The sequence below is a fragment of the Devosia sp. T2-14 genome (assembly GCF_055397495.1).
In genome coordinates, this window is sequence record NZ_AP027921.1 from 979,854 (window position 1) to 999,865 (window position 20,012).

The 20,012-nt window shown below is 63.3% G+C and carries 20 protein-coding genes; 15 read left to right on the plus strand and 5 right to left on the minus strand.

Going from position 1 to position 20,012, the window contains the following annotated elements; all coding sequences use genetic code 11:
- Nucleotide 1: 1 nt before the first annotated feature.
- Genes ACZ5WT_RS04790 through ACZ5WT_RS04800 form a run of 3 tightly spaced genes read right to left on the minus strand, consistent with a single transcriptional unit; the run spans nucleotide 2 to nucleotide 3,253 of the window.
- A complete protein-coding gene (locus ACZ5WT_RS04790) occupies nucleotides 2-955 on the minus strand; it encodes an ABC transporter permease subunit (RefSeq protein ID WP_464286247.1) in 954 nt (317 codons plus the stop codon).
- Nucleotides 952-2,103 (minus strand): ABC transporter ATP-binding protein, encoded by a 1,152-nt coding sequence (locus ACZ5WT_RS04795; RefSeq protein WP_464286248.1) that lies wholly within the window; start codon nucleotides 2,101-2,103, stop codon nucleotides 952-954. The genes ACZ5WT_RS04790 and ACZ5WT_RS04795 overlap by 4 nt, the downstream gene beginning before the upstream one ends.
- A gap of 58 nt (nucleotides 2,104-2,161) precedes the next feature.
- A complete protein-coding gene (locus ACZ5WT_RS04800; protein WP_464286249.1) occupies nucleotides 2,162-3,253 on the minus strand; it encodes a polyamine ABC transporter substrate-binding protein in 1,092 nt (363 codons plus the stop codon).
- Nucleotides 3,254-3,682: 429 nt separating this feature from the next.
- Between ACZ5WT_RS04800 and ACZ5WT_RS04805 the strand changes: the two genes are divergently transcribed.
- From ACZ5WT_RS04805 to ACZ5WT_RS04820, 4 genes are all read left to right on the plus strand, one after another.
- A complete protein-coding gene (locus ACZ5WT_RS04805) occupies nucleotides 3,683-4,630 on the plus strand; it encodes a pseudouridine-5'-phosphate glycosidase (protein WP_464286250.1) in 948 nt (315 codons plus the stop codon).
- Nucleotides 4,627-5,523, plus strand: coding sequence for a carbohydrate kinase family protein (locus tag ACZ5WT_RS04810; RefSeq protein WP_464286251.1), 897 nt, complete (start codon nucleotides 4,627-4,629; stop codon nucleotides 5,521-5,523). The genes ACZ5WT_RS04805 and ACZ5WT_RS04810 overlap by 4 nt, the downstream gene beginning before the upstream one ends.
- A 77-nt stretch (nucleotides 5,524-5,600) precedes the next feature.
- Nucleotides 5,601-6,080: a hypothetical protein gene (locus ACZ5WT_RS04815; protein WP_464286252.1), complete on the plus strand. Its 480-nt coding sequence runs from the start codon at nucleotides 5,601-5,603 to the stop codon at nucleotides 6,078-6,080.
- Nucleotides 6,077-6,439 (plus strand): DUF1304 domain-containing protein, encoded by a 363-nt coding sequence (locus ACZ5WT_RS04820; protein WP_464286253.1) that lies wholly within the window; start codon nucleotides 6,077-6,079, stop codon nucleotides 6,437-6,439. The genes ACZ5WT_RS04815 and ACZ5WT_RS04820 overlap by 4 nt, the downstream gene beginning before the upstream one ends.
- Nucleotides 6,440-6,481: 42 nt before the next feature.
- On the opposite strand, the gene ACZ5WT_RS04825 is transcribed toward ACZ5WT_RS04820, so the two are convergent.
- Together ACZ5WT_RS04825 and ACZ5WT_RS04830 are read right to left on the minus strand one after the other, a co-directional pair.
- Nucleotides 6,482-7,129, minus strand: a complete 648-nt coding sequence (locus tag ACZ5WT_RS04825; RefSeq protein ID WP_464286254.1) for a LysE family translocator — start codon at nucleotides 7,127-7,129, stop codon at nucleotides 6,482-6,484.
- A gap of 46 nt (nucleotides 7,130-7,175) precedes the next feature.
- Nucleotides 7,176-7,643, minus strand: a complete 468-nt coding sequence (locus tag ACZ5WT_RS04830; protein ID WP_464286255.1) for an Lrp/AsnC family transcriptional regulator — start codon at nucleotides 7,641-7,643, stop codon at nucleotides 7,176-7,178.
- Nucleotides 7,644-7,773: 130 nt separating this feature from the next.
- On the opposite strand from ACZ5WT_RS04830, the gene ACZ5WT_RS04835 reads away from it, so the two are divergent.
- The 11 genes from ACZ5WT_RS04835 (at nucleotide 7,774) to ACZ5WT_RS04885 (ending at nucleotide 19,741) form a co-directional block, all read left to right on the plus strand.
- Complete coding sequence (locus tag ACZ5WT_RS04835; protein ID WP_464286256.1) at nucleotides 7,774-8,997, plus strand: argininosuccinate synthase; 1,224 nt, start codon at nucleotides 7,774-7,776, stop codon at nucleotides 8,995-8,997.
- Between the two features lie 169 nt (nucleotides 8,998-9,166).
- The gene (locus ACZ5WT_RS04840; RefSeq protein WP_464286257.1) at nucleotides 9,167-11,296 is read left to right on the plus strand and encodes a putative bifunctional diguanylate cyclase/phosphodiesterase; all 2,130 of its coding nucleotides are present in this window, start codon (nucleotides 9,167-9,169) and stop codon (nucleotides 11,294-11,296) included.
- Between the two features lie 57 nt (nucleotides 11,297-11,353).
- Nucleotides 11,354-11,977, plus strand: coding sequence for an RNA polymerase sigma factor (locus ACZ5WT_RS04845; RefSeq protein ID WP_464286258.1), 624 nt, complete (start codon nucleotides 11,354-11,356; stop codon nucleotides 11,975-11,977).
- A gap of 22 nt (nucleotides 11,978-11,999) precedes the next feature.
- Entirely contained in the window at nucleotides 12,000-12,383 is a 384-nt protein-coding gene (locus ACZ5WT_RS04850) for a VOC family protein (protein WP_464286259.1), read from the plus strand.
- Nucleotides 12,384-12,613: 230 nt separating this feature from the next.
- The gene (gene typA / locus ACZ5WT_RS04855; protein WP_464286260.1) at nucleotides 12,614-14,428 is read left to right on the plus strand and encodes a translational GTPase TypA; all 1,815 of its coding nucleotides are present in this window, start codon (nucleotides 12,614-12,616) and stop codon (nucleotides 14,426-14,428) included.
- Between the two features lie 93 nt (nucleotides 14,429-14,521).
- The gene (locus ACZ5WT_RS04860; RefSeq protein ID WP_464286261.1) at nucleotides 14,522-15,130 is read left to right on the plus strand and encodes a DedA family protein; all 609 of its coding nucleotides are present in this window, start codon (nucleotides 14,522-14,524) and stop codon (nucleotides 15,128-15,130) included.
- A gap of 282 nt (nucleotides 15,131-15,412) precedes the next feature.
- A complete protein-coding gene (locus ACZ5WT_RS04865) occupies nucleotides 15,413-15,715 on the plus strand; it encodes a YggT family protein (RefSeq protein ID WP_464286262.1) in 303 nt (100 codons plus the stop codon).
- 4 nt (nucleotides 15,716-15,719) lie between these two features.
- On the plus strand, nucleotides 15,720-16,034 hold the full coding sequence (locus ACZ5WT_RS04870; RefSeq protein ID WP_464286263.1) for a DUF167 family protein: 315 nt from the start codon (nucleotides 15,720-15,722) through the stop codon (nucleotides 16,032-16,034).
- 99 nt (nucleotides 16,035-16,133) lie between these two features.
- On the plus strand, nucleotides 16,134-16,484 hold the full coding sequence (locus ACZ5WT_RS04875) for a hypothetical protein (protein WP_464286264.1): 351 nt from the start codon (nucleotides 16,134-16,136) through the stop codon (nucleotides 16,482-16,484).
- A gap of 162 nt (nucleotides 16,485-16,646) precedes the next feature.
- Complete coding sequence (locus ACZ5WT_RS04880) at nucleotides 16,647-18,791, plus strand: sodium-translocating pyrophosphatase (RefSeq protein WP_464286265.1); 2,145 nt, start codon at nucleotides 16,647-16,649, stop codon at nucleotides 18,789-18,791.
- Between the two features lie 68 nt (nucleotides 18,792-18,859).
- Entirely contained in the window at nucleotides 18,860-19,741 is an 882-nt protein-coding gene (locus tag ACZ5WT_RS04885; RefSeq protein WP_464286266.1) for an SEC-C domain-containing protein, read from the plus strand.
- The last annotated feature ends 271 nt before the right edge of the window (nucleotides 19,742-20,012 follow it).

A 20,012-nucleotide genomic window follows, 5' to 3' on the forward strand; every position in this document is an offset into this window, starting at 1 on the left:
GCTACTTCTCCACCACGGCGCCCTGGGCGCGCTGCAACAGCATGATGGGCACCACCACCACGACCAGCATGGCCATGGCCACCGCTGCGGCGCGCGGCCAGTTGGTATTGGTGAAGAACTCGTCCCACAGCACGCGACCGATCATCAGCGTGCCCGGTCCACCCAGCAGCGAGGGAATGACGAATTCCCCGATGGCCGGAATGAACACCAGCATCGAGCCGGCGACCACGCCGGGCATGGAGAGCGGCAGCGTCACCGAAAGGAAGGTGCGCAACGGACGCGCCCCCAGATCGGCGGCAGCCTCGAACAGGGACACATCCAGCTTCACCAGCGTCGTATAGAGCGGCAGGATCATGAAGGGCAGATAGGTGTAGACGATGCCCACATAAACAGCGAAATCGGTCTGCATCATCACCAGCGGCTGAATGCCGAACAGGCCCAGGAACTGGTTGATGACGCCATTGCCGCGCATGAACCCGGTCAGGGCATAGACGCGCAGCAGGAACGAGGTGAAGAAGGGCAGGATCACCAGCATCAGGAGGATATTGCGCCAGCGGTCGTCGGCGCGCGCAATGGCATAGGCCATCGGATAGCCGATGATCAGGGTGATGACCGTCGCGATGAAGGCGATGCGGATCGAGGACAGATAGGCCGCGACATAGAGGTTATCGGTGAACAGCCGGATATAGTTGTTCAGGTGCAGCGTCAGCTGCACGGTGCCTTCCTGGGTGGTCAGCAGCGGCGAATAGGGCGGCCGCCCAAACTGCTTGGTGGTCAGCGAAATGCCGAACACCACGGCGAGCGGAATGAGGAAGAATACCAGCAGCCACAGCACCGGCGCCAGCAGCACCAGCACGCGGCCCGAAATGCCGACCTTGGCCAGACGCAGTTCCACCGCATTCCAGGGACGCAGGCGGCGCGGCGGCGGGATGGTGGGTTCGTGGGTCGTGGTCATACCGTCAGCACCGAGCCAGCATTGTCACCCCAAGTGACATAGACTTCTTCTTCCCAGGTGATGGCGTCCGGCTTGCCGCGCACCGAATTGGTCTGGCTGACGCGCACGCGCTTGCCGCTCTCGAGCAGCACCTGATACAGCGAGATGTCGCCCAGATAGGCGATTTCCTCGACCACGCCCTTGGTAACGTTGGCGTTGAAGGGGCTGTCAGGCTTCTCGCGGCTGAGTTCCATCTTTTCCGGGCGGATCGCCCACCACAGCAACTGGTCGGGCGCACAATCGACGCCATGGCCGACATAGATATCGCAGCCCAGCTCGTTGGAGCGGATGCGCACATGGTCGGGCTCGTCCTCGGTGACGATGCCTTCCACCATGTTGGCCGAGCCGATGAAGCCGGCGACGAAGCGCGAATTGGGGAATTCATAAATGTCGGCGGGTTCGCCGATCATGGCGATTTCGCCCTGATTCATCACGCCGATGCGGGTGGCCAGGGTCATGGCCTCTTCCTGGTCGTGCGTCACCACGATGAAAGTCACCCCCAGCGTTTCCTGGATCTTGACCAGTTCGAACTGGGTTTCCTCGCGCAGCTTCTTGTCGAGCGCGCCCAGCGGCTCGTCGAGCAACAGCAGCTTGGGGCGCTTGGCGAGCGCACGGGCCAGCGCCACGCGCTGGCGTTGGCCGCCCGAGAGCTGGTGCGGCTTGCGGTGACCATAGCCCTCCAGCTTGACCAGGCTCAGCAGCTCCGCCACCCGCTCGGCGATCTCGGCCTTGGGCATGTTATCGCGCTTGAGACCATAGGCGATGTTCTGCTCCACGCTCATATGGGGGAACAGCGCATAGGACTGGAACATCATGTTGACCGGCCGATGGTAGGGCGGCACGTTGGTCATGTCCTGACCATCGATTTCGATCGTCCCCGAGGTGGGGGTCTCGAACCCGGCCAGCATGCGCAGCAGGGTCGATTTGCCCGACCCCGACCCGCCCAGCAGGCAAAACAGTTCCGACTTGTAGATGTCGAGCGACACTTCATGCACGGCAGAGGTGTCGCCGAACTTCTTGGACACGTTCTTGATGCGCACGAACGGCTGATTGCCGCTCGGGTCGCGCCACGGGCGAGTGTCGATTGCAAGCTGAGGTTTCTTGGCCATGGCGGACCCTAGAAAAATGGGCAAGGGGGCGGCTGCCGCCGCCCCCTGCCGGATAGAACTACTGACCGGTTTTGATGCGGGTCCAGGTGCGGGTCAAGACCTCTTCGAAGTCAGGGCTGTGCGCGCCCATCACGAAGGCCTTGGCGATGGTCTCGGCCGGGGCATAGATGCCCGGATTGTTCTTGACCTCGTCGGCCACGAACTCGGTCGCTGCCAGGTTGGGGTTGGCGTAGAACACGTAGTTGGTGATCGCGGCCACGACCTGCGGCTCGAGGATGTAGTTGATGAACTTGTGCGCGTTGTCCGGATGGGGCGCGTCCACCGGAATGGCCAGGAAGTCGAACAGGGTCGCAGCGCCTTCCTTGGGGATGACATACTGCACTTCCACGCCCTGACCGGCCGCGGCTGCGGCATCGGCGGCGATGAAGATATCGCCCGAATAGCCCAGCGCGACGCAGATTTCGCCATTGCCCAGGTCGTCGATATACTGCGACGAGTGGAAGTAGCGCACGAACGGCTTGATCGAGTTGAGCAGCTCCTCGGCCTTGGCCAGGTCTTCCTGGCTTTCCGAATTGGCGTCGAGCCCGAGATAGTTCAGCGCGATGCCGACGACTTCGGAGGGGCTATCGAGCAGGCTGATGCCGCACGAGGACAGCTTTTCCGCATATTCCGGCTTGAACAGCAGGTCCCAGCTATCGGTGGGGGCGTCGGCGCCCAGCACTTCGGCGACCTTGGCGACATTGTAGCCATAGCCGATGGTGTTGATCATGTAGGGCACGGCATGGGCATTGTCCGGGTCCTGATTGGCGGCGGTCGCCATCACGGCCGGGTCGAGATTGCTCAGGTTCGGCAGCTTGGACTTGTCCAGCGGCAGGATCAGGCCGGCCTTGATCTGGCGCTCGAGGAAGTTGCCAGAGGGCACAACGATGTCATAGCCCGAATTGCCGGCAAGCAGCTTGGCGTCGACGATCTCGTTATTGTCGTAGACGTCGTAGTTCACCTTGATGCCGGTCTGGGCTTCAAAATTGGCGATCGTGTCTTCGGCGATATAGTCCGACCAGTTGTAGACGTTGAGCACCGGCTCTTCCTGGGCCAGCGCGGGGCTGGCGGCCAGCAGGGCGCCGAAGGCAAGTGCGAGCGACTTGTTCATTGTGGGTTTGAGCTCCTAGTATGCGGTAGTTTCTTGGTTTTTTGCGGATTTCAGTCCCGGCTCTCCCGATCCGGGCATGGGCAGGTCAGCCCGTGGCGCTCATCTTTGAGTGCCCGAACTCTGAACAGGGTGGCGTGCCGATACGGAAAAATGGCGCTCGGAAGCGCTGGGCAGGTCTGCAGGATAGGGCCCGGAGCCGGGCGCGCATCGATCGGCCGGAAAAGCGCGATCAACAATGTTCGTCTGCAGCGAAGTGCCCTTTCCACGCTGGAGTTTCCGAGGGCAACCTAGAATCAAATCTTGGGTCCGACAAGCACTGCGGACGCAAGTTTGTGCAGGGGTTGACGCCCTGCGGCAACAAGGCGCAAAACCCGCGTTAACCCGAGGCCCGGCAGGGTCCTCACCCCACCTTTGCATGAGAGCGATCCGATGAGCGCCAAGGCCTATCTGTCCATCAGCCCCGAAGTGAAGCAGGCACTGGCGGCCGGCAAGCCCATTGTGGCGCTGGAATCCACCATCATCACCCACGGCATGCCCTATCCGCAGAACCTGGAAATGGCGACCAATGTGGAAACCGTGATCCGCAAAAATGGCGCCGTGCCAGCCACCATCGCCATCATGGACGGGCGCTTCTGCGTCGGCGTATCGGGCGAAGATCTCGAGCGCCTGGCCCAGACCGGCGGCACCGCCGCCAAGGCCAGCCGCCGAGACGTCTCTTCGCTGCTGGTCAAGGGCGAGATTGCCGGTACCACCGTTGCCACCACCATGCAGATCGCTGCGCTGGCCGGCATCCATGTCTTTGCCACCGGCGGCATTGGCGGCGTGCATCGCGGTGCTGAAGAAACCTTCGACATTTCTGCAGATCTGCAGGAACTCGGCCGCACCCCGGTCTGCGTCGTCTGCGCCGGCGCCAAGTCGATCCTCGATATCGCCAAGACCCTCGAAGTGCTCGAAACCAATGGCGTGCCGGTGCTCGGCTTTGGCACCGACGACTTCCCCGCCTTCTGGGCCCGCCAGAGCGGCCACAAGGTCGACCACCGCTTCGATGATGCCGCCGACATTGCCCGCGTCGTGGCCATGCAGGCCGATCTGGGCCTGGGCGGCGTGCTGGTTGCCAATCCGATTCCCGAAAGCGACGCGCTCGACCCCGCCGCCATCGAGGCCCGCATTGCCGAGGCCATCCGCGGCGCCGAACAGGAAGGCGTTTCGCGCAAGGACCTCACCCCGTTCCTGCTCAAGCGCATCTTTGAACTGACCGACGGCAAGTCGCTGGTCGCCAATATCGCGCTGGTCGAGAACAACGCCAAGGTCGCCGCCCAGATCGCCGTGGCGCTGGCCGCCCGCACCGCCCCCAAGCCCGGCGTGCTGCGCGCATGAGCGGCAAGGTCCTCGTCATCGGGGATGTGATGACCGATGTCATCGTCATGCCCGAGGGTCCCCTGGTGAAGGGGTCGGACCGGCGGGCCACGGTGCGCAGCCGGCCCGGCGGGTCGGGTGCCAACCAGGCCGTGTGGCTCAGCGCCATGGGCGCCGAGGTGGTGTTCGCCGCCCGTGTCGGCGCCACCGACCGTTCCTTCCTCGAAAACTACTTCCGCGGACTCGATGTCGTGCCGGTGCTGGCCGCCGACAAGGAACAGCCCTCGGGAGTCCTGGTGACCATCGTCGACCCCGATGGGGAGCGCAGCTTCCTCACCGACCGGGGCGCCAATCTCAATCTCTGCGTCGATGACCTGCCCGACAGCCTGCTAGAGGAGATCGGCATGGTCGTGGTCTCGGGCTACAGCTTCTTTGCCCCCGGCCCCCGCGCCGCCGTGCAGCAGTTGTTCGCCGAAGCCCGCGCCCGCGGCATTGCCGTCGCCGTCGACCCGGCCTCGGTCGGCTTCCTGCTCGAAGTGGGGATCGACCAGTTCCTTGACTGGACCAGCGGCGCCGACTGGATCTTTGCCAATGAGAGCGAAGCCGAAGCCCTGACCGGGCACAGCGATGCTGACGCGCAGATGCGCGCCCTTGGCGAGCATTTCACCACCGTGCTGATCAAGCGCGGCGCCCGTGGGGCAGCGCTTGGCGGCCGCCAGGGCATCCGCGTCTCCCTGCCGGCGACCGAGGTCGAGGTGGTGGTGGATTCAACCGGGGCTGGCGACGCCTTTGCCGGTGGCTTCATTGCCGCCCATCTGGCCGGCGAAGACGAAACCACCGCTCTCGGCAAGGCCATTGCGGCCGGCGCCCGCGCCGTTCAGGCCATCGGCGGACAGCCGCAGCCCGACCGCTGACCATGCATTTCGGCCCGGCGGCAGTGTTGCCGGGCCCCGCCTGCCCCGTGTCGTCTCTGTGCCCGAGGAGCCCAGCCATGACCAGACCGCTCACCGCACTCGCCGCCCTGCTGCTGCTGACCGCCCCGGCGCTCGCCGATGGCAAGATCTATGTGCAACTGCCCGAATTCGGCGCCTTTGCGGGCAACGAAGCCGAGACATTGCTCGAACAGGTGGTGCTGGCCAATGTCGTATCGTCCAACTGCCCTGACTACGCCGTCACCGATGCCGAATGGTCGCTACTGACCGATTCCGCTGATCTGCTGGCGCGCGGCGAGCTCGGCCTCTCCATCGACGACTATGACCGGTATTTCTACGCCCCGGCTTTCGACATGCTCGACAAACCCGATACCTGCGCCAAGGAAGGGCCGGCCGTCGAACTGGTCCTGGAAGAGCTGGTATATAGAGGTGGCAGCCGTGAGCCGCTGGCCGACCAGGACGCCGGCTATGCCGCCGACCAGGCCCGCACGGCGGCCTGGGACGCCGCCGACGCCAAGCGCCGGAGCAAGTCGCCATGAGCCTCATCGCCCCCATCCTCGTCGCCCTGGTCGCGCTGCTGCACCTCTATATCCTGGTGCTGGAAATGTTCCTCTGGACCAGCCCGCGCGGCCGCAAGGCTTTCGCCCTGACGCCCGAATTTGCTGAGCAGACCAAGGTGCTGGCCGCCAATCAGGGGCTCTATAACGGGTTCCTGGCCGCCGGGCTGATCTGGGGCCTCGTACAGCCCGACCCGGTCTTTGCCTGGCAGATCCAGCTGTTCTTCCTCGCCTGCGTCGCTGCCGCAGGCATTTTCGGCGCCGCCACGGCCAACCGGCGGATCCTCTTCATCCAGACCGTCCCCGCCGTCATCGCCATACTGGCGGTGATCTTCCTCTAGTCAGTCAGCTCCCTCCCCGCCCGGGGAGGGACAACGTTGGGACTATTTCCGCCCCTCGGCCAGCAGGATCGTCGCAGCAAAGGCCAGGAACACCGCGCCAAAGCTCCAGTTCAGCGCCTTGGACACCCAGGGCTGCTCCTTGAGCACCCGCGTTAGCCATTCGGCGCACAGCACGATACCAGCCACCACCGGCAGCGAGATGACCACGAACTCGACGCCCAGGAACACCAGCTTGGCCGAGGCATTGGGATCGCCGGGCGAGACGAACTGGGGCAGGAAGGTGATGAAGAACAGCAGCACCTTGGGATTGGTCAGGTTGATGCCCAGCCCGATCAGGTAGGAGCGCCAGTAGCTGGTCGCCTTGCCGGTATCGCGCTCGACATTGAGCGCGCCGGAATCGCGGAATGCCTGGATGGCCAGCCAGATCAGGTAGAGCGCCCCGCCGATCTTGAGCGCCCAGAACAGCGGCGGCGCGGCGATGATCAGGATGGAAATGCCGAAGGCCACCAGCATGGTGTGCACGCCAATGCCGGTCAGCGCCCCCAGCACCGTGGCAAAGCCATGCGCCAGCCCGTGATTGATGGTGCGCGAGATGAACAGCGCCATATCCGGCCCCGGAGTGATCGCCAGCACGAAAGCGGCGATGGCAAAAGTCAGCATGGTGCTCAGTTCGGGAATAAAGCCGGTCATGGTGGATCCGCTGTGATGGTGGCGCAAACTCCGCCGAAATACGTCCTTATGGCAAGGGCAGTTCGTGGCTGCGCTTGATGGTTTCCATCGGCACGTCGGTCTTGACGCTCTGCACGCTGGGAATGCGCGTCAGGTGGTCGGACTGGAACCGCCAATAGGCATGCAGGTCCGCCGTCACCACCCGCATGATGGCATCGCATTCGCCAGTGGTCAGGTAGCATTCCACCACTTCGGGAAATTTGCGCACCGTCTCGGCAAACTGCTGGGTAATGGCCGCGTCCTGCGTCTTGAACCAGACGCGCACGAACACCGTCAGCCCCATGCCCACCTTGGCCGGATTGAGCACGGCCACATAGCGGTCGATGATCCCCGACTCCTCGAGCAGCCGCACCCGGCGCAGGCAGGGCGAGGGCGACAGCCCCACTTCATTGGCCAGCTCGACATTGCTGATCCGCCCGTTGCGCTGCAGCACCTGCAGGATCCGCCGATCGATCGCATCAAACGCCACTGGCATTCCGTGCCACTCCAAAATCAGCTATTGGTGGAATATGCCACACCCAGTGGCCATATGTGAACTTTTTGGAAGATCATTGCGCTAGAGATAGCCTATCCTTCCAACATCTTTCTCAGGACGCATGTAGATCATGGCAAAAGACATCAAGAAGGTCGTGCTGGCCTATTCCGGCGGGCTCGACACCTCGATCATCCTCAAGTGGCTGCAGGAAACCTACCAGTGCGAGGTGGTGACCTTCACCGCCGACCTCGGCCAGGGCGAAGAGCTCGAGCCCGCCCGCAAGAAGGCCGAAATGGCCGGGATCAAGGATATCCGCATCGAAGACCTGCGCGAAGAGTTCGTCAGGGACTTCGTGTTCCCGATGTTCCGCGCCAATGCCGTCTATGAAGGCGTCTACCTGCTCGGCACCTCGATCGCCCGCCCCCTGATCGCCAAGCGCCTCGTCGAAATCGCCCAGGAAGTCGGCGCCGATGCCGTTTCCCATGGCGCCACCGGCAAGGGCAATGACCAGGTCCGCTTCGAGCTGACCGCCAATGCCCTCGATCCCTCGATCAAGGTCATCGCGCCCTGGCGCGAATGGGACCTGCAGAGCCGCACCAAGCTGCTCGACTATGCCGAAAAGAACCAGATCGCCATCGCCAAGGACAAGCGCGGCGAGGCCCCGTTCTCGGTCGACGCCAACCTGCTGCACACCTCGTCCGAGGGCAAGGTGCTCGAGGATCCCGCAGTGCCGGCGCCCGACTATGTCTACCAGCGCACCACCGATCCCGAACTGGCCCCCAACGAGGCCGAGATCATCACCATTGGCTTTGAAAAGGGCGATGCCGTTTCGGTCAATGGCGAAAAGCTCTCCCCGGCAGCCCTGCTCACCAAGCTCAACGAGCTGGGCGGCAAGCACGGCGTGGGCCGCCTCGACCTGGTCGAGAACCGCTTCGTCGGCATGAAGTCGCGCGGCGTCTACGAAACCCCCGGCGGCACCGTGCTGCTGGTGGCCCACCGCGGCATTGAATCGATCACCCTCGATCGCGGCGCATCTCACCTCAAGGATGAGTTGATGCCGAAATATGCCGAGCTGATCTACAATGGCTTCTGGTATTCGCCCGAGCGCGAAATGCTGCAGGCCATGATCGACAAGAGCCAGGAATTCGTCACCGGCGAAGTCACCATCAAGCTTTACAAGGGTTCGGCAACGCTGGTTGCGCGTACCTCGCCCTATTCGCTCTACTCCGAAGACCTCGTCACCTTCGAGGAAGGCTCGGGCACCTACGACCACCACGACGCCGAAGGCTTCATCCGCCTCAATGGCCTGCGTCTCAAGACCTGGGCCGCGCGCAATAACAAGGCACGCAGCTAAACCACTGACAGCTCTGGCAGACGGACGGCGCAAGCCGCTCCGTCTGCCGGAAAAGTCCCGGAAAACCGGGCATTTTGCCGGCCCCTGCCGCGCGCAGTTAATCGCTCGTTAACGGGAACGATCTAGCTTTCCCCAGCGTCGACGACATTTGGCGAGTGGAGGTCTACTGGTGCAGGCGGAAGACGCGGGCAGCATGGGGAAGATGGCCGAAGCGCTGCTGCTTGATGCTGCGCTCGAAAACATCCCCTATGGCTTCTGTGTCTGGTCCCCCCAGTTCCGGCTGGTAATGTGGAACAAGCATTACCGCGACCTCTACGGCTTTGATGCCGACGCCATCTACAAGGGCATGACCCTCGAGGAAGTGGTGCAATTGTCGGCCCGGCTCGGCAACCACTCCCAGATGAATCCCCAGGCCTTCTACGAGGACTATACCGGCGACCTGCTCTCCAATCGGGGCGGGGCGCGCGCCAAGTCGCTCGAAGTCGTGCGTGGCGGCCGGACGGTCGAAACCGCACACGTCTATACCCCGGCCTTGGGCTGGGTGGTGACCCACGAGGATATTACCGAAGAAATCGCCCGCACCGAGGTGATGGCCAAGCGCAAGCTGGAGCTCGAACGCCAGAACATCCGGCTCGACGCGGCGGTCAACAATATCAGCCAGGGCCTGTGCATGATGGACGCCAAGGGGCGTCTGGTAATCTGCAACGAGCCCTATGCGCGCATCTATAATCTGCCCGCCAGCATGCTCAAGCCGGGTACCCAGCTTGAAACCATTCTGGGGCACCTGTTCGATGTCGGCATGAGCGCCGTCGGCACGCGCGAGGAGTACATTGCCTGGCGCCGCGATGTGATCGCCCGCCGCGAATACGGCAAGAATGTCCACGAGCTCAACGGGCGCACCATCATGATGCAGCACCATCCGATGAAGGATGGCGGCTGGGTCTCGACCCATGAGGACATCACCGAGCAGCGCCAGAACGAAGCCCGCATCCGCCATCTGGCGCGCCATGACTCGCTGACCGACTTGCCTAATCGCATCGAGTTTCTCGAACAGATGGCGACCACCGAGGCCGGCCTCAGCCGCGGCGAAATGGCGGCCGTGCTTTATATCGACCTCGATCACTTCAAGGCCGTCAACGACACGCTGGGCCATGCGGTGGGCGACGAGGTGATCAAGCAGGCTTCCGCGCGCCTATGGGGCACCACGCGCGAAACCGATGTGCTGGCCCGGCTGGGCGGCGACGAATTTGCTCTGCTGATGCGCCCCATCGATGGTCCGGCCGATGCCGCGCGCGTTGCCGATCGCATCATCAAGTCCATCTGCACGCCCATGCTGATCGGTGGCAAGCAGATCGAGATCGGCGCCAGCGTCGGCATCGCCGTCGGCCCCGGCGACGGCGTCAAGACCGAGACCCTGATCAAGAATGCCGACCTGGCGCTTTACCGCGCCAAGAGCGAAGGCCGCTCCACCTACCATTTCTTCGAAACCGGCATGGATGCCGAGCTGCAGCAGCGCCGCTCCATCGAGGCCGGCCTGCGGCTGGCCCTGCAGCGCGACGAGCTGCGCCTGGTGTTCCAGCCTTTGCTGGGCCTCGCCGAAAACCGCATCATCTGCGTTGAGGCGCTGCTGCGCTGGGACCATGAAGGGCGCACCATTTCGCCGGTGGAGTTCATTCCGATCGCCGAGGAAACAGCGCTGATCGTGGCCATCGGGGAATGGGTGTTGCGCGAAGCCATCCGCACCGCCGCCACCTGGCCGGGCGATGTCCGCGTCGCGGTCAACCTGTCGCCGGTGCAGTTCAAGAGTCGCGACCTCGTCGCCCTGGTCACCTCGGCGCTGATGGAGGCGCGCCTGCCTGCCAGCCGCCTCGAACTGGAAATCACCGAAAGCCTGCTGCTGGCCGAGAACGACACCAATCTGCAGGCGCTGCACGACCTGCGCAGCATGGGCGTGCGCATCTCGATGGACGATTTCGGCACCGGCTATTCCTCACTGAGCTATCTGCGCAGCTTCCCCTTCGACAAGATCAAGATCGACCGCTCCTTCATGCGCGACCTGACCAGCCGCAATGACAGTCAGGCCATCATCAAGGCGGTGATCGGGCTCGGCCAGTCGCTGGGCATGTCGACCACCGCCGAAGGCGTCGAAACCGAGGAACAGTTCGAAATGGTGCGCGCCCATGGCGTCACCGAGGTCCAGGGCTTCCTGTTCTCGCCGCCCCTGACGCCGGCCGCCCTATCGAGCCTGCTCCGCTCCGAAGCGGCCAAGGCCCAGCCCCCGCGCCGCAAGGCCTCCTAGCCCGCCCCCGATTGCCTTTTGCCGCGGGCCTTGCGACCCTTGCCGCGAGGAGACGCCATGCGCCCCAAGCACTACGCCCAATTGCTGGCCATTGCCCGCCGCAACTCGCGCCGCGCCGATGAGGCCGAGGACCTCGTGCAGGAGGCGCTGCTGGAAGCGGTCCGCGGCGGGCGCGCCGACCTCGATAATCCGGCCGATCTGAAATGGCTCGCCGGCACGATCCGCAACCGCGCCCGCCTGGCGGCGCGCAGCGCCGGCCGCCGTCTGCGCCGCGACAGCCATTGGCAGTCCATGCGCGGCGATGTCCGGGTTGATCCCGCCCCGGCCGAGCCGCTCGACCTCCCCGCTTTGCTGTCGGCCCTGCCCCCAGCGCTGAAAGCGGTGGCCGCGCTGACCCTTTCCGGGCACACCCGCCGCGAGATCGCCTGGCTGCTTGGCCTTCCCGACGTGACACTGCGCCAGCGCATCACCGCCTTGAAGCGCCATCTGGCGGCCCGGGGCGTCGCCATGCCCGAGGGCATGCCCGGGCTCAGTCTCGATCTGGCCTATGGCCGCATCCGCGACGCGCTGCTGCCAGCCCTGCTGCGCCAGGGCGGCATCCTGGCCAGCCACGATCCCGACGGACATTTATTTATCGTGCGGGCTCACAAACCCGCGCCCGGCGGCAACATCAGGGTGTAACCAGTTCCAATCCGAGGACCCCATGACCTTCAAACCCACCAGCGCCAGCATCGTCTTCTACGTCTCCGACATTGTGCGCACCGAAGCCTTCTATAACGAAACCCTCAATCTCGGCCTCACCAGGCAGGAGGGCGCCGAGCCCTTCTGGCTCTCGGGCAGGCTCGATGGCGGGCTCGACCTGGTCTTTTTCGAAATGGAGGGCCAGCGCGGAAACACGCCCGCTTTGGTCTTCGACATCGGGGAAGGCGGCATTGACGACGTGGTCGCCGACCTCGTGGCCAAGGGCGTCACCATCGTTACCCCGGTCTCGGAGGCCCCCGGCGGCTGGAGCGCCGACTTTCTGGATCCAGATGGCTTTGGCCTTGGACTCTACCAGTCGGGCACGCTGCCGCGAACGCTGAAATAGGCCCGCTGCGGGCGGCCCTCCCGGTCGCCCGCAGGCCAGCTCTGCGCAAACGCTTCTTGTGTCGGGGGCCGCTGTGCTGTATTGCCACGCCCGACTGCGCCACAACGCCCGTATTGGGTCGGCGCCCTGACATCCAGCATGGTTTGGCCGGTCCCGGTTCACAAGAGTATTCCTGTGAACGTATTTTGGGGACCCCGTTTTAGATCATGCCAACGAGGCTGACAAACCCCATGAGCATGCGCAACATTGCCATCATTGCCCACGTTGACCACGGCAAGACGACCCTGATCGACGTGCTGCTGAAGCAGTCTGGCTCTTTCCGCGAAAACGAACGCGTTGAAGAACGCGCCATGGACAGCAACGATATCGAGCGAGAGCGCGGCATCACCATTCTGGCCAAGGCCACCAGCCTGCTCTGGAAAGACAACCGCATCAATATCGTCGACACCCCCGGCCACGCCGACTTCGGCGGTGAAGTCGAGCGTATCCTGTCCATGGTCGATGGCGTCGTGCTGCTGGTCGACGCGGCCGAAGGCCCGATGCCCCAGACCAAGTTCGTGCTGGGCAAGGCCCTGGCACAGGGCCTGCGCCCGATCGTTGCCATCAACAAGATCGACAAGTCCGACGAGCGCCACATGGAAGTGCTCGAAGAAGTGTTCGATCTGTTCGTCGCACTCGACGCGACCTCCGAGCAGCTCGACTTCCCCGTGCTTTACGGCGCGGCCAAGCAGGGCTGGATGATGAACGAGCCGAACGGCCCGCGCGAAAGCCTGGCCCCGCTGCTCGACAAGGTTCTCGAGCACGTGCCCGAGCCCAAGGTCGAAGAAGGCCCGTTCCGCATGCTGGTCACCACCATCGAGCGCAACCCGTTCCTCGGCCGCATCCTGACCGGCCGCATCACCTCCGGTTCGGTCAAGCCGGGTGAAGCCATCCACGCGCTGAACCGCGAAGGCAAGATCGTCGAAAAGGGCCGCGTTTCCAAGGTTCTGGCCTTCCGTGGCCTCGATCGCAACCCAATCGACGAAGGCGTCGCCGGCGACATCGTCTCGATCGCCGGTCTCGAAACCGCCACCGTGGCCGACACCATTGCCATTCCTTCGGTGCTGACGCCCCTGGCCGCCAAGCCGATCGATCCCCCGACCCTGTCGGTGACCTTCCGCATCAATGACGGCCCGCTGGCCGGCCGTGAAGGCGACAAGGTGCAGTCGCGCGTCATCCGTGAGCGCCTGATGCGCGAAGCCGAAGGCAACGTGGCCATCCGCGTCACCCCCGGCGAAGACAATGACAGCTTTGACGTGGCAGGCCGTGGCGAATTGCAGCTGGCCGTGCTGATCGAAAACATGCGCCGCGAAGGGTTCGAGCTCACCATCGGCCGCCCCAAGGTGCTGTTCAAGGAAGAAGACGGCGTCAAGCTTGAGCCGGTCGAAGAAGTCATCATCGACGTCGATGACGAGCACACCGGTGCCGTCGTGCAGAAGCTGACCGAGCGCAAGGGTGAACTCACCGACATGCGCCCGTCCGGCGTTGGCCGTACTCGTATTCGCCTGCTGGTGCCCACCCGCTCGCTGATCGGCTACCAGGCCGAACTGCTCAGCGACACCCGCGGCACCGCCATCTTCAACCGCCTGTTCCACTCCTTCGTCCCCTATAAGGGCGAACTGCAGGGCCGCCGCACCGGCGTGCTGATTTCCAACAGCACCGGCCAGTCCGTGGCCTTCGCGCTGTGGAACCTCGAAGATCGTGGCCCGATCATGATCGACGCCGGCGTCGACATCTATGAAGGCATGATCATCGGCGAGCACAGCCGCGAGAACGACCTTGAAGTGAACGCGCTCAAGGGCAAGCAGCTGACCAATATCCGCACCACGTCCAAGGACGAAGCGGTTCGCCTGACCACGCCCAAAAAGCTCACGCTGGAACAGTCGCTCGGCTACATCGCCGACGACGAGTATGTGGAAGTGACCCCCAAGTCGATCCGCCTGCGCAAGATCTGGCTCGATCCAAACGATCGCAAGCGCATGAGCCGCGCCGCCAAGGCCGTCTAAGAAATCAAGGGGCCCCACGGAAACGTCGGGGCCCTTACTTTTTCTTGGTGTTTGGCCACCATCTTGCCATCCGGATCACTAGGAGTACGCCCCATGACAGACTGGATTATTCAGACCATTTCCGATTGGGGCTATCTCGGCATCTTCATGGTGATGCTGGCCGAAAGCCTGTTCCCGCCCATTCCAAGCGAACTGATCATTCCCTTTGCCGGCTTTGCCGCCGCCAATGGCGAACTCGACTTCTTCGGCGTGCTGGCCACCGCGACCTTCGGCGCCGTCGTCGGCATGCTGCCCTGGTACTTTGCCGGGCGCCTGTTCGGGCTTGATCGCGTGCGCTGGCTGGCCGACCGTTTCGGGCGCCTGCTGACCGTCAATTCCGAGGAGATCGACGTGGCCATCGGCTTCTTCCGCCGCTTTGGCCCGATCATCGTGCTGTTCGGCCGCCTGATGCCGATCATCCGCACGCTGATTTCCATTCCGGCCGGCCTCGCCCGCATGAGCCTGCCGGTCTTCCTGCTCGCCTCCACCACCGGCGCGCTAATCTGGAACACCATTCTCACGCTGGCCGGCTATGTGCTGCACGAGCATTACGACATGGTCGAAATCATCCTCGACCCGCTCAGCTACATTGTGCTCGCCGCCATCGTGCTCATCTACCTCTACCGCGTCGTCACCTGGAAACCGAGCCGGGCTACCGAGTAGCGCGCCTCGCAAAATGCAAATCCCCTCGCATCCTGCAAAGCGGCCCGCCGTGCAGAACGCGAATATTCACCACGGCTTAATGTTTGCGCCCCGAAATCCGGGCCCCGTCGACTTGGCATGCTTCGTGCAATGAAGCGTGCATCCGGAGTTTAGTTGTGCGTACCGGATGTCAGTCATTTGGACCCCGTTTCGTGCGACCGGAACGGGGTCTGATGCTTTTTACGCCTGCTCTTGTCGCGGCTGGCCCAAGCCATTAGATGGAAGCATCGCTGGAGACCACCAATGCTCGCTGTACTGGCCGTTATTCTCTACATCCTTGAGATCTTCCGCTGGGTGATGATCGCCATGATCATCATGAGCTGGCTGATCTCGTTCAACATCATCAACACCCGCAACCAGTTCGTTGAGGGCCTGTGGCGTGTGCTGAACCAGTTGACCGAACCGGTCCTGCGGCCCATCCGCCGCTTCATGCCCAATTTCTCGGGTCTCGATATCAGCCCCATCGTGGCGTTCATCCTGATCTTCTTCATCGAACAGGTCATCCACATCTACCTGGTTCCGATGGTCAGCCGCGCCGGCCTCTAGGCCCGTGACGCCGCCCCTATGCTACCGGCTCAGCCCCCAGGGGCTGAGCCTTTTCGTTCGTGTCACCCCCAATGCCGGCCGCGACGCCATCGAGGGCACCGAGATCCGCGACGACGGCACTGCCGTCCTGCGCCTGCGCGTCAAGGCGGTTCCCGACAAGGGCAAGGCCAATGCCGCCGTCATCGCGCTCCTCGCCAAGGCCCTGGGCGTCCCAAAATCGGCCATCGCCGCGACGGCGGGCGAGACCAGCCGGCTCAAGACCCTGGCGATCACTGGAGATGGGGCCGCCTTGGCCGCCGCGGTCACGGCGCTGGGCTGAAAGCGTTCAGCGCTGGGCTGAAGGCATTCAGTCGCCATTCAGGCGACGAAGCCAATGCTCGGAATGGGACATGCAGGTCCCGGTCCGGAGAAGTGTCAAATGGAACGTCGTTTACTGTGTGCCGCAGTCGCGGCCATGACTATGACCGTGTTTTCTCCCCTGCCCGCCTTTGCCATGAAAGGGATCGATGCTGCGCGAAGCTGCGAAGCACGAGCCGGTTGCAAGGTGATCTACGACAATAGCGGTGGCGAGGTGATCGTCATCGTCGTCGATGGCACCACGATCGTCTGCCCCACCCCGCAAAGCGAGTGCTCGGTGTGGACCAAGGTGGGCGGCACGCGCCTGCCCCATGTCAATGTCGATAGCGTTGTCCTCGATCCCGGCCGCACGCGCGGCGGCGGCGCGCCATTGCCCGCTCCCAGGCCCGGTGGCCTCAACGTCTCGCGCTGAAGCAGCCATGCGACAAATCATCGCAATTTCCATTGCTTAACCATTCAATCCCGCTAATCTCGACCCCGGAAGGGGCTCGGAGGAGTGCGAGGCCGATGACCGGTTGGAGGACCGGCCAAGGCATTGCGGTTGAGTCCCCGGAGGAAACTAGAGGGACTTTCTATGACTTTGGCACTCTGGCTGATCGTCGTGTGTGGCGCTCTGTCCATCGTCTATGGGGTGGTCACCACCCAGCAACTTCTCGCCGCCGACAATGGCTCCGCCCGCATGCAGGAAATTTCTGCGGCGGTTCGCGAAGGCGCCTCGGCCTATCTCAAGCGTCAATACACCACGATCGCCATTGTCGGCGTGGTCATCCTCATCGCCGCCTTCTTCCTGCTCGGCATCTATGCCGCCATCGGCTTCCTGATCGGCGCCGTACTGAGCGGCGCCGCCGGCTTCATCGGCATGAACGTGTCGGTGCGCGCCAACGTGCGCGTCGCCCAGGCGGCCACCAGTTCGCTCGCCCGCGGGCTTGACCTGGCCTTCAAGTCCGGTGCCGTCACCGGCATGCTGGTCGCGGGCCTGGGCCTGCTCGGCGTCACGCTCTATTTCATGATCCTGACCCAGGTGTTCGGCTTTGCCCCCACCAGCCGCACCGTCATCGACGCGCTGGTCGCGCTCGGCTTCGGCGCCTCGCTGATCTCCATCTTCGCCCGTCTCGGCGGCGGCATCTTCACCAAGGGTGCCGACGTGGGCGGCGACATGGTGGGCAAGGTCGAAGCCGGCATTCCCGAAGACGATCCGCGCAACCCCGCCACCATTGCCGACAACGTGGGCGACAATGTCGGCGACTGCGCCGGCATGGCCGCCGACCTGTTCGAAACCTATGTGGTGACCATCGTCGCCACCATGGTGCTGGCCGCCATCATCCTGCCCGAACAGTTCAAGCTGATCGGCATGGTGCTGCCGCTGGCCATTGGCGGCGCCTGCGTCGTCACCTCGATCATCGGCACCTATTTCGTCAAGCTGGGCGCCGACAACAACATCATGGGCGCGCTCTACAAGGGCATCATCGCCACCGGCGTGCTGTCGCTGGTCGCCCTGCTCCCGGTGCTGTGGTTCATCTTCGGCGATCTCAACGTCGCCATTGAAGCCACGGACAAGACCTTCACCCCGTGGAGCCTGTTCTGGTGCGGCGTGGCAGGCCTGCTCATCACCGGCCTGATCATCGTCATCACCGAATATTACACCGGCACCAACCGCCGCCCGGTCAATTCCATCGCCGAGGCCTCGGTCACCGGCCATGGCACCAACGTCATCCAGGGCCTGGCCGTTTCGCTGGAATCCACCGCCCTGCCCGCCCTGGTGATCATCGCCGGCATCATCGTCACCTATAATCTGGCGGGCCTGTTCGGCATTGCCTTTGCAGTCGCCACCATGCTGGCCCTCGCCGGTATCGTCGTGGCGCTCGACGCCTTCGGCCCCGTTACCGACAATGCTGGCGGCATTGCCGAAATGGCCGGTCTCGACAAGGAAGTGCGCCACAATACCGACGCGCTCGACGCCGTGGGCAACACCACCAAGGCCGTCACCAAGGGCTATGCCATCGGCTCGGCGGGTCTCGGTGCCCTGGTGCTGTTCGCCGCCTATACCCAGGACCTGATCTACTTCGCCAACCTGCCCGATGCCCCGGCCATCTTTGCCGGCATGGGCACCCTCACCTTCTCGCTGGCCGATCCCTATGTCGTGGTGGGCCTGCTGTTCGGTGGCCTGCTGCCTTTCCTCTTCGGCGGCATGAGCATGACCGCCGTTGGCCGCGCCGCCCAGTCGGTCGTGGTGGAAGTACGCCGCCAGTTCAAGGAACGCCCGGGCATCATGGCCGGCACCGAAAAGCCCGACTATGGCCGCGCCGTCGACATGCTGACCAAGGCCGCGATCCGCGAAATGATCGTGCCCTCGCTGCTGCCGGTGCTCAGCCCAATCGTCGTCTTCTTCGTCATCTACTGGATCGCCGGCCCCGCCGCCGGCTTCTCGGCCCTCGGCGCCATGCTGATGGGTGTCATCGTCACCGGGCTCTTCGTCGCCATTTCCATGACCGCCGGTGGCGGCGCCTGGGACAATGCCAAGAAGAGCTTTGAAGATGGCTTCACCGACAGCCACGGCATCAAGCACCTCAAGGGTTCGGACGCCCACAAGGCCTCCGTCACCGGCGACACCGTCGGCGACCCCTACAAGGACACGGCCGGTCCGGCCGTGAACCCGATGATCAAGATCACCAACATCGTGGCGCTCTTGCTGTTGGCCGTGCTGGCGCATCTGGGCTGAGGCATCCGCCTCAACCGAAACTGAAGCAGGCCCGGGGCAAGCTCCGGGCCCATTTTCTGGAGCTCGTTTTGACGCTGATTATCACTGCCGTTACGCCAAGTTACGTCATGATGGCGAGCGATCGACGGCTTTCCAGAGACAAGGACGTCATAAGCGAAGATGCGGGTAAGGCCGGATTTATCCAAGCAGCAGATGGCACGGCGCTTTACGCTTATACCGGCTTGGCCCGGCTAGGACGCTTCGACGCTCGTGAGTGGATTCAGTCGGCTCTGATCGATTCTGCCTCATCAACGCTGAATGAAACCCTACACAAGTTCGCTGAGGTCGCTGGGCGAAAGTTTGGGAACCTGACTTACCGAGGGCATGGATTGACCTTAGCCGTAGCCGGCTTCTCATCTCACGTCGGTCAGTTCATGGGGGCGGTAAGCAACCTAGAAAATGCCGATGGCTCATTCCTAGAGCGTCCATCAAGGGATTTTGTTACTCGCATCATGATCTCACCTGCGGAGAAGCCGGGATCGTTAAGTGGTGTAATGGTGAATGGGTACAATCAAGGTGAATATCTCGCTGAACTGGCTGAACTGAATAGGTTGGTGCTGACAAACGCGCCAGCTCAAGGTACCGGCCAGAAAGCAGTCCAGTTGATCCGAACTCTGGCGGACCACCCACACACCGGGAACACCGTGGGCAAGAACGTCATGAGGGCGATACTTCAAGCTCCGGCACAAGATGCGCCTGTATCAATCCCATCAGCATTGTACTCGGGCTTCGAGGAAGCGGATCGCGTGTACCTCCTCGATATGATCGACTTACGGCAGAATGCAGGAATTGCTGTTCGAGACATTCAACTCGTCTTTGAAGAGGGGTCGCAGCTTCCCAGAAATATCGGCCGAAATGAACGATGCTTTTGTGGCAGTAGCATCAAATACAAGTATTGTCATGGGAGGTAGTTAGCCACCCAAAAACTGGTTTACAATGATTTCATCCCGGCGAAGGCCGGGATCCACGTCCGTGGCGCGCCGTACCGTCCAGCGTCGGGATACCTCGGCGCATGGATTCCGGCCTCCGCCGGAATGACACCGCGTGTTTGAACTGCCATAAACCCGCCCAACCCACCGGGTCACCCCGGCCTTGAGCCGGGGCCCATCCCGAGATCGCCCCACAGCCGCAAGGTGGTTGGCACGCACACCTCAGGATGGATCCCGGCTCAAGGCCGGGATG